2 protein-coding genes are annotated in these 9,622 nt (G+C 68.5%); one reads left to right on the top strand and one right to left on the bottom strand.

Annotated features, from left to right (window positions below):
• Positions 1-110: 110 nt before the first annotated feature.
• Complete coding sequence (locus F3J10_RS32250; protein ID WP_025102293.1) at positions 111-1,556, top strand: NAD-dependent succinate-semialdehyde dehydrogenase; 1,446 nt, start codon at positions 111-113, stop codon at positions 1,554-1,556.
• A 271-nt stretch (positions 1,557-1,827) separates the two neighbouring features.
• Here the strand turns inward: F3J10_RS32250 and F3J10_RS32255 are convergent, their stop codons facing one another.
• Positions 1,828-9,615: an amino acid adenylation domain-containing protein gene (locus tag F3J10_RS32255; RefSeq protein WP_345791248.1), complete on the bottom strand. Its 7,788-nt coding sequence runs from the start codon at positions 9,613-9,615 to the stop codon at positions 1,828-1,830.
• Between the last annotated feature and the right edge of the window lie 7 nt (positions 9,616-9,622).

A 9,622-nucleotide genomic window follows, 5' to 3' on the forward strand; every position in this document is an offset into this window, starting at 1 on the left:
GCCGCTGGCGGCGCGAGCCGCCCGGCGTGCCCGGCGGCCCGTCCCGACGCGGCATGCCGCGGCAGCGCCCGGCTTCGGCCGCTCCTTTTCTCGATCAGGTGGATACCCAGATGACGAACACGACTTACACGGATACGCAGCTCCTCATCAACGGCGAGTGGTGCGATGCCGCGAGCGGCAAGACCATCGACGTGCTGAACCCGGCTACGGGCAAGGTGATCGGCAAGGTCGCGCACGCCGGCATCGCCGACCTGGATCGCGCACTGGAAGCCGCCCAGCGCGGTTTCGAGACCTGGCGCAAGGTGACGGCCTACGATCGCGCGGCACTGATGCGCAAGGCCGCGGCGCTGGTGCGCGAGCGCGCCGACACGATCGCCCAGCTGATGACGCAGGAGCAGGGCAAGCCGCTGGTCGAGGCGAAGATCGAGGTGCTGTCGGCCGCCGACATCATCGAATGGTTCGCCGACGAAGGCCGCCGCGTCTACGGCCGGATCGTGCCGCCGCGCAACCTGGCGGTCCAGCAGACCGTGGTCAAGGAGCCGGTCGGCCCGGTGGCGGCCTTCACGCCCTGGAACTTCCCGGTCAACCAGGTGGTGCGCAAGCTCAGTGCGGCGCTGGCCACCGGCTGCTCGTTCCTGGTGAAGGCACCCGAGGAAACCCCGGCTTCGCCGGCCCAGCTGCTGCGCGCCTTCGTCGACGCGGGCGTGCCGGCGGGCGTGGTGGGCCTGGTCTATGGCGATCCCGCCGAGATCTCGAACTACCTGATTCCGCATCCGGTGATCCGCAAGGTCACCTTCACGGGCTCGACGCCGGTCGGCAAGCAGCTCGCCGCGCTGGCGGGCCAGCACATGAAGCGCGCCACCATGGAACTGGGCGGCCACGCGCCGGTGATCGTCGCCGAGGACGCCGACCTCGATCTGGCGGTCAAGGCCGCCGGCGGCGCGAAGTTCCGCAACGCCGGCCAGGTCTGCATCTCGCCGACGCGCTTCCTGGTCCACAACAGCGTGCGCGAGGACTTCGCCAAGGCGCTGGTCAAGCACGCCGAAGGCCTGAAGGTCGGCGACGGCCTCGCGCTCGGCACCAACCTGGGCCCGCTGGCCAACTCGCGCCGCCTGGGCGCGATGGAGAAGGTGGTGGCCGACGCGCGCAAGACCGGCGCGACGGTGGCCACCGGCGGCGAGCGGATCGGCAGCGAGGGCAACTTCTTCGCGCCGACCGTGCTGACCGACGTGCCGCTCGAGGCCGACGTGTTCAACAACGAGCCGTTCGGCCCGATCGCGGCGATCCGCGGCTTCGACACGCTGGAGGACGCGATCACCGAAGCGAACCGCCTGCCTTACGGCCTGGCCGGTTATGCCTTCACGCGCGCGTTCAAGAACGTGCACCTGCTGACGCAGCGTCTGGAGGTCGGCATGCTGTGGATCAACCAGCCCGCCACGCCCTGGCCGGAAATGCCGTTCGGCGGCGTGAAGGATTCGGGCTACGGCTCTGAAGGCGGCCCGGAAGCGCTCGAGCCCTACCTCGTCACGAAGTCGGTGACGGTCACCGCCGCCTGAGCGGCGATGGTGACGGGGAGCCGGTCGCCCGACCGGCTCCCGGCGAGGCTCGCGTGAGGCGCGCCTCGCGAATTACCCCGCCAGTACCCGCCTGCGCTGCCCCGGCCGTTTCCCGCGTGGCGTCTGACCACGACGCGCGAGGCGGCACCCGTTCCACTCCCCGATACAGATCGGCTCGATCGCGCGCCGGCGCATCCCGCGCCGGGGCAGGCGCCGGCTCGTGCCCGCGCCAGGGCGCCCCGCGCCGGGCAAGCCGCTGCCCGGCGCCGGCTCATGCCGGGCTGTCGCTGGGGTGCAGGCTGTCGATCGAATCCAGCACCACGTCGTTGAACTTCCGGCCCAACTGCGCGCGATGCCCGATGTCGACCACCATCGAATGATGGTCGCCGGGCACCGGAATCAGGTGCAGTATCGAAGCCGGCAGGATCCGGTCCCATCCCAGGCCGGGGTCGATGGCATCGGCTTGCCGGCTTGCCGCATCCTGCGAGGTCCTCCCGGAGCCCAGCAACTCCGTCGCGTGGAACTGATGCACCTTGCGCGCGATCGGTTGCGGCCGATAGTGCCTGACCGTCTGGGCGTAGTGGGCGATCTGCTCCCATCGCGACACCTCGACGGGCAGGCAGGCATGCCGCGGATAGAGCCCGAATTGCTGGGCGGATTCGATCAGCTCCGTCAGCCCGGCCCGATCGCGCCGCGCGCGCAGGTCGGCGATCGCGGACTCGTGCTCCGTCTGGTATTTCTCCTCGATCCACTCGATGAACACCTGTTGGGCGGATTCCGGCATCTCGGCTTCCAGCGCCTGGGGCGTGGAGACGTCGAGCAGCCCCACGAACGACACTTCCTCGTTCGCCTCCAGCAGCGCATGCGCGATGGCGTAGGCCACCAGCCCCCCCGACGAATAACCCGCGAACCGATAGGGGCCGCTCGGCTGTACCGCCTTGATCAGCGCAATCATCCGGCTCGCCATGGCTTCGATCGTCGAGAGCGGCGTTTCGTGGAGCGATTGCCACGGCAACGCATAGATGGGGAAGCTCGAGTCGATGTGCGAAGCCAGCGAGAAGGCATAGGAGTAGTCTCCCAGGCCGGTCGGCAGGAAGAAGATCGGCGGCTGCGTGCCCCCGACGCGAACCGGCACCGCTTCCAGCGCCTGTGTCGAAGCCGAGGCCGACGCGATGCGCTGCGCCAGGCTGGTGAGTTCGGGGTGCTGGAACACCTCGTTCAGGGTGAGCAGGTAGCCCAGCTCGGCGATGCGAATGATCAGTTGTACTGCGAGCAGGGAGTGCCCGCCGAGTGCGAAGAAGCTGTCGTGACGACTGACTTTCTCGACGCCGAGCAGATCGGCCCAGATCTCGGCGAGGGCGGATTCGATCTCACCTTGGGGCGCTTCATAAGCCTGACGCGCGAGCGCGGACGAATCGGGCGCGGGCAGCGCACGGCGGTCGACCTTGCCGTTGGGCGTCAGCGGCAGGGCGTCGAGCCGCACGAAGGCGGCCGGCACCATGTAGTCCGGCAGTTGCGCGGCGAGATGGCTGCGCAGCGCGCCCACCAACTGCTCGTCGTGCTCGGCCACCACATAGGCGACCAGGCGCTTGTCGGCGCCGTCGCCGATCGCGAGCACGACTGCCTCGCGCACGGCGGGATGGTTGGCCAGCCGGGCCTCGATCTCGCCGAGCTCGATCCGGAAGCCGCGGATCTTGACCTGGAAGTCATTGCGGCCGAGGTATTCGATATTGCCGTCAGGCAGGTAACGGGCGAGATCGCCGGTGCGATACATGCGAGCGTCGTCGTGACCGGCGAAGGGATCGCGCACGAAGCGTTCGGCGGTGAGTTCGGGGCGGTTGAGATAACCGCGCGCGACGCCGTCGCCACCGATATGCAGCTCACCGACCGCGCCCGTCGGCACGGGCTGCCCGTGCTCGTCGAGCAGGTAGATCCGCGTATTGGCGATCGGCCGGCCGATGGCTGAGGCGGGAAACTTCCTGGCCGGGTCGTCCCGCACGGGCAGGACGGTGGACCAGATTGCCGTCTCGGTGGGCCCGTAGAGATTCCAGACCTGACGCGTGGCGGCCTGCAGGCGAAGGGACAGGTCCGCCTGTAGCGCCTCGCCGCCGCACAGGGCGACCAGGGGCAGCTTGATATCCGGTTGCGCGAGCAAGGTGCGCCAGATGGCGGGCGTGGCCTGCAGCATGGAGATGCGCTGCCGGACGATCAGGTCGTGCAGGGCGAGCGGGTCCATGACGTCGCGGCGCGCGGCGAGCACGACGGTAGCGCCCTTGCCGAGGGGCAGATAGAGCTCGAGCGCGGCGATATCGAAGGACATGCTGGTGATGGCCAGCAGGCGATCCCCCGAGTGGATGCCGGGCGCGGTAGCCATGGCGCTCAGGAAGTTGAGGACCTGCCGGTGCTCGACCATGACGCCCTTGGGCTTGCCGGTGGAGCCTGAGGTGTAGATGACGTAGGCGAGGTGTCGCGAAGTGAGGCCGGGTACGACCGGGTTCGTCGTGGGGCGATCGGGCAACGCGTTGGGATCGAGCAGGCGGCGCCCGTCGAGCGCGTCCTGGCCGAGGGCGGCACGGCCGGCGGTGTCGACGAGCACGATGCCGGGATCGGCATCGATGAGGATGTGAGCGAGTCGCTCGCCGGGATAGGCGGGGTCGAGCGGGACATAGGCGCCACCGGCCTTGAGAATGGCGAGCAGGCCGACGAGCATGGCGCTCGAACGCTCGACGCAGATGGCCACGCGGGAATCGGGCTGCACGCCGAGGGCGATGAGCTCGTGCGCGAGCTGGTTGGCCCGCTCGTTGAGTTGGGTATAGCTGAGCGTTTGATCCTCGAAGACGAGGGCGACGGCGTCGGGCGTGCGCTCGACCTGCTGCTCGAACGACTGGTGAATGCAATGCTGCCCGGGATAGTCCGCCTGCGTCGCATTCCAGTCGACCAGCAGCAGCTTGCGTTCTTCGGGCGGCAGGATGTCGACATGATCGACCGCCTGCGTTTCGTCCCGGGCCATCGCTCGCAGCATGGCCTGCAGGTAAGCGAGATGCCGTTCGATCGTGGCCCGCTCGAACAGTGCCGTCGAATAGCCGAGCACACCGGCGATTCCGTCGTCGCTCTCTTCGAATGCCAGTTCCAGGTCGAACTTGACTGTGTCTTGGCTCGGCGGCAACGGCGCCACCTCGAGTTCGGGCAACTGCAACGACGTGCCTTGCCGGAACTGCCAACTGAGCATCACCTGGAACAGCGGCGAGTGCTCCAGGTTGCGCGGCGGATTGACGACTTCGACGACCTGCTCGAAGGGCAGGTCCTGGTGGTCCTGCGCGGCCAGCGCGGCGTGACGCACGCGCGCGAGCAAGGCGGCGGCATCGGGCGTGCCGGACAGATCGAGGCGCAGTGCCAGCGTGTTGACGAAGAAGCCGATCAGCGGCTCGACCTCCTGGCGATTGCGGTTCGCGCTGGGGGTGCCGATCACGATGTCCTGCTGGCCCGACAGTCGTGCGAGCACGGCGGCCCAGGCGGCCATCACGGTCATGAACAGCGTCACGCCATGGGCTTGCGCGAGGCGCCTGAGCGCCTGCGTGAGCTCGGCGTCCAGGCACACCGGCACGTGAGCACCGGCAAACGACTGCTGCGCGGGGCGGGGGTGGTCGGTGGGCAGGTCGATCAGGGCCGGCGCATCGGCGAGCGTCTGGCGCCAATACTCGCCCTGGGCCTGCAGGCGTTCGCCCGTGAGCCACTGGCGCTGCCAGGCGGCGTAGTCGGGGTATTGAATGGCCAGCGGCGCGAGCGGATCGGGCAAGCCATCGAGATAAGCGCCATAGAGGGCCTGCAGCTCGCCGAGCAGGACCTCGAAGGACCATGCATCGGAGACGATGTGATGTTGGGTCAGCAGGAACGCGTGTTCATCCTCGCTCAAGCGGATCAGGCGGGCGCGGATCAGCGGGCCCTGTTCGAGGTCGAAGGGCGCATGAGCTTCCTGGGCACTGATGGCCTGCAACTGCTGCTGCGCGTCGGGCGCATCGCGCAGGTCGTGATGGGTGATGGGCAAGGCGGTGCCGACCGGCAGCAGCCGCACTTGCGGCTGGCCCTGGACCGTGACGAAGGTCGAGCGCAGCGCCTCGTGGCGATCGAGCAGCGTGTCGAGCGCGCGCTGCCATGCTGCCGCGTCGAGTCGGCCTTGCAGGCGCAGCGCCAGCGGGATGTGATAAGTGGCGCTGACGCCGTCGAGCTGGGCCAGGAACCACAGTCGCTGCTGGGCGAAGGAGAGCGGCAACTCGCCATCGCGTGAGACCGGCGTGATGGGCGGCAGCGCGGCGGCGCCCTGGTCCAGTCGGTCGGTAATGATCGCAGCCAGGCCGGCGAGCGTGGGCGAGGCGAACAGCTTGGCGAGAGGCAACTCGGTGCCGAGCGCGGCGATGCGGCCGACCAGCCGGACGGCGAGCAGGGAGTGCCCGCCGAGTGCGAAGAAGCTGTCGTGGCGACTGACTTTCTCGACGCTGAGCAGATTGGCCCAGATCTCGGCGAGTGCGGATTCGATCTCGCCTTGGGGCGCTTCATAAGCCTGACGCGCGAGCGCGGATTGATCCGGCGCGGGCAGCGCACGGCGGTCGACCTTGCCGTTGGGCGTCAGCGGCAGGGCGTCGAGCCGCACGAAGGCGGCCGGCACCATGTAGTCCGGCAGTTGCGCGGCGAGATGGCTGCGCAGCGCGCCCACCAACTGCTCGTCGTGCTCGGCCACCACATAGGCGACCAGGCGCTTGTCGGCGCCGTCGCCGATCGCGAGCACGACTGCCTCGCGCACGGCGGGATGGTTGGCCAGCCGGGCCTCGATCTCGCCGAGCTCGATCCGGAAGCCGCGGATCTTGACCTGGAAGTCATTGCGGCCGAGGTATTCGATATTGCCGTCAGGCAGGTAACGGGCGAGATCGCCGGTGCGATACATGCGAGCGTCGTCGTGACCGGCGAAGGGATCGCGCACGAAGCGTTCGGCGGTGAGTTCGGGGCGGTTGAGATAACCGCGCGCGACGCCGTCGCCACCGATATGCAGCTCACCGACCGCGCCCGTCGGCACGGGCTGCCCGTGCTCGTCGAGCAGGTAGATCCGCGTATTGGCGATCGGCCGGCCGATGGCTGAGGCGGGAAACTTCCTGGCCGGGTCGTCCCGCACGGGCAGGACGGTGGACCAGATTGCCGTCTCGGTGGGCCCGTAGAGATTCCAGACCTGACGCGTGGCGGCCTGCAGGCGAAGGGACAGGTCCGCCTGTAGCGCCTCGCCGCCGCACAGGGCGACCAGGGGCAGCTTGATATCCGGTTGCGCGAGCAAGGTGCGCCAGATGGCGGGCGTGGCCTGCAGCATGGAGATGCGCTGCCGGACGATCAGGTCGTGCAGGGCGAGCGGGTCCATGACGTCGCGGCGCGCGGCGAGCACGACGGTAGCGCCCTTGCCGAGGGGCAGATAGAGCTCGAGCGCGGCGATATCGAAGGACATGCTGGTGATGGCCAGCAGGCGATCCCCCGAGTGGATGCCGGGCGCGGTAGCCATGGCGCTCAGGAAGTTGAGGACCTGCCGGTGCTCGACCATGACGCCCTTGGGCTTGCCGGTGGAGCCTGAGGTGTAGATGACGTAGGCGAGGTGTCGCGAAGTGAGGCCGGGTACGACCGGGTTCGTCGTGGGGCGATCGGGCAACGCGTTGGGATCGAGCAGGCGGCGCCCGTCGAGCGCGTCCTGGCCGAGGGCGGCACGGCCGGCGGTGTCGACGAGCACGATGCCGGGATCGGCATCGATGAGGATGTGAGCGAGTCGCTCGCCGGGATAGGCGGGGTCGAGCGGGACATAGGCGCCACCGGCCTTGAGAATGGCGAGCAGGCCGACGAGCATGGCGCTCGAACGCTCGACGCAGATGGCCACGCGCGAATCGGGCTGCACGCCGAGGGCGATGAGCTCGTGCGCGAGCTGGTTGGCGCGAGCGTTGAGCTGGGCATAACTGAGCGTTTGATCCTCGAAGACGAGGGCGACGGCGTCGGGCGTGCGCTCGACCTGCTGCTCGAACGACTGATGAATGCAATGCTGCTCGGGATAGTCCGCCTGCGTCGCATTCCAGTCGCCCAGCAGCAGCTTGCGTTCTTCGGGCGGCAGGATGTCGACATGATCGACCGCCTGCGTTTCGTCCCGCGACATCGCCCGCAGCATGGCCCGCAGGTAACCCGCCTGCCGTTCGATGGTGGCCCTGTCGAACAAGGCCGTCGAATAGCTCAGGGTGCCGAAAATCTCGTCGCCGTTCTCCTCGAGCGCCAGTTCCAGATCGAACTTCACCGTGTCGTAAGCCGGCGGCAGCGCCGTGACTTCCAGCTCGGGCAGCGGCAATGACGTGCCTTGTTGGGACTGCCAGCTGAACATCACCTGGAACAGCGGCGCATGCTCCAGGTTGCGCGGCGGGTTGACGATCTCGACGATCTGCTCGAAAGGCAGGTCCTGGTGATCCTGCGCGGCCAGCGCGGCATGACGCACGCGCGCGAGCAAGGCGGCGGCATCGGGCGTGCCGGACAAATCCAGGCGCAGCGCCAGCGTGTTGACGAAGAAACCGATCAGCGGCTCGACCTCCTGGCGATTTCGGTTCGCGCTGGGGGTGCCGATCACGATGTCCTGCTGGCCCGACAGCCGCGCGAGCACGGCGGCCCAGGCGGCCATCACGGTCATGAACAGCGTGGCACCGTGCGCTTGCGCGAGGCGCCTGAGCGCCTGCGTGAGTTCGGCATCGAGGCGCATCGGCACATGGGCGCCGACGAAGGATTGCTGCGCGGGACGGGGGTGGTCGGTGGGCAGGTCGAGCAGCGTCGGTGCATCGGCGAGCGTTTGGCGCCAATACTCGCCCTGGGCCTGCAGGCGCTCGCCCGTGAGCCACTGGCGTTGCCAGGCGGCATAGTCGGGATACTGGATGGCCAACGGCGCGAGCGGATCGGGCCGGCCATCGAGATAAGCGCCATAGAGGGCCTGCAGCTCGCGTAGCAGGACTTCGAAGGACCAGCCGTCCGAGACGATGTGATGCTGGGTCAGCAGGAACGCGTGTTCGTCCTCGCTCAAGCGGATCAGGCGGGCGCGGATCAGCGGGCCCTGTTCGAGGTCGAAGGGCGCATGAGCTTCCTGGGCACTGATGGCCTGCAACTGCTGCTGCGCATCGGGTACATCGCGCAGGTCGTGATGCGTGACGGGCAAAGCGGTGCCCACCGGCAGCAGCCGCACCTGCGGCTGGCCCTGGACCGTGACGAAGGTCGAGCGCAGCGCCTCGTGACGATCGAGCAGGGTGTCGAGCGCACGCTGCCATGCTGCCGTGTCGAGCCGGCCTTGCAGGCGCAGCGCCAGCGGGATGTGATAGGTCGCGCTGACGCCATCGAGTTGGGCCAGGAACCACAGTCGCTGCTGGGCGAAGGAAAGCGGCAGCTCGCCATCGCGTGAGACTGGCGTGATGGGCGGCAGCGCGGCGGCGCCCTGGTCCAGCCGGTCGGTAATGATCGCGGCCAGTCCCGTGAGTGTGGGCGAGGCGAACAGCTTGGCGAGAGGCAACTCGGTGCCGAGCGCGGCGATGCGGCCAACCAGCCGCACGGCGAGCAGGGAATGCCCGCCGAGTGCGAAGAAGCTGTCGTGGCGGCCGACGCGTTCGACACCTAGCAACTCGGCCCAGATTTCAGCAAGCGCACATTCGATCTCGCCTTGGGGCGCTTCATAAGCCTGACGCGCGAGCGCGGACGAATCGGGCGCGGGCAGCTCGCGGCGATCGAGCTTGCCGTTGGGGCTGAGCGGCAGGGCATCGAGCCGCACGAAGGCAGTGGGCACCATATAGTCGGGCAGTTGCGCGGCGAGGTGATCGCGGATCGCGCCGATCAACTGCTCGTCGTGCTCGGCCACCACGTAGGCGACCAAACGCTTGTCGGCACCGTCGCCGAGTGCGAGCACGACCGCCTCCCGCACGACGGGATATTCCGCGAGCCGGGCCTCGATCTCGCCGAGTTCGATCCGGAAGCCGCGGATCTTGACCTGGAAGTCATTGCGGCCGAGGTATTCGATATTGCCG

The sequence above is a fragment of the Burkholderia sp. Cy-637 genome, from assembly GCF_011753175.1.
Lineage (GTDB): Bacteria > Pseudomonadota > Gammaproteobacteria > Burkholderiales > Burkholderiaceae > Burkholderia > Burkholderia gladioli.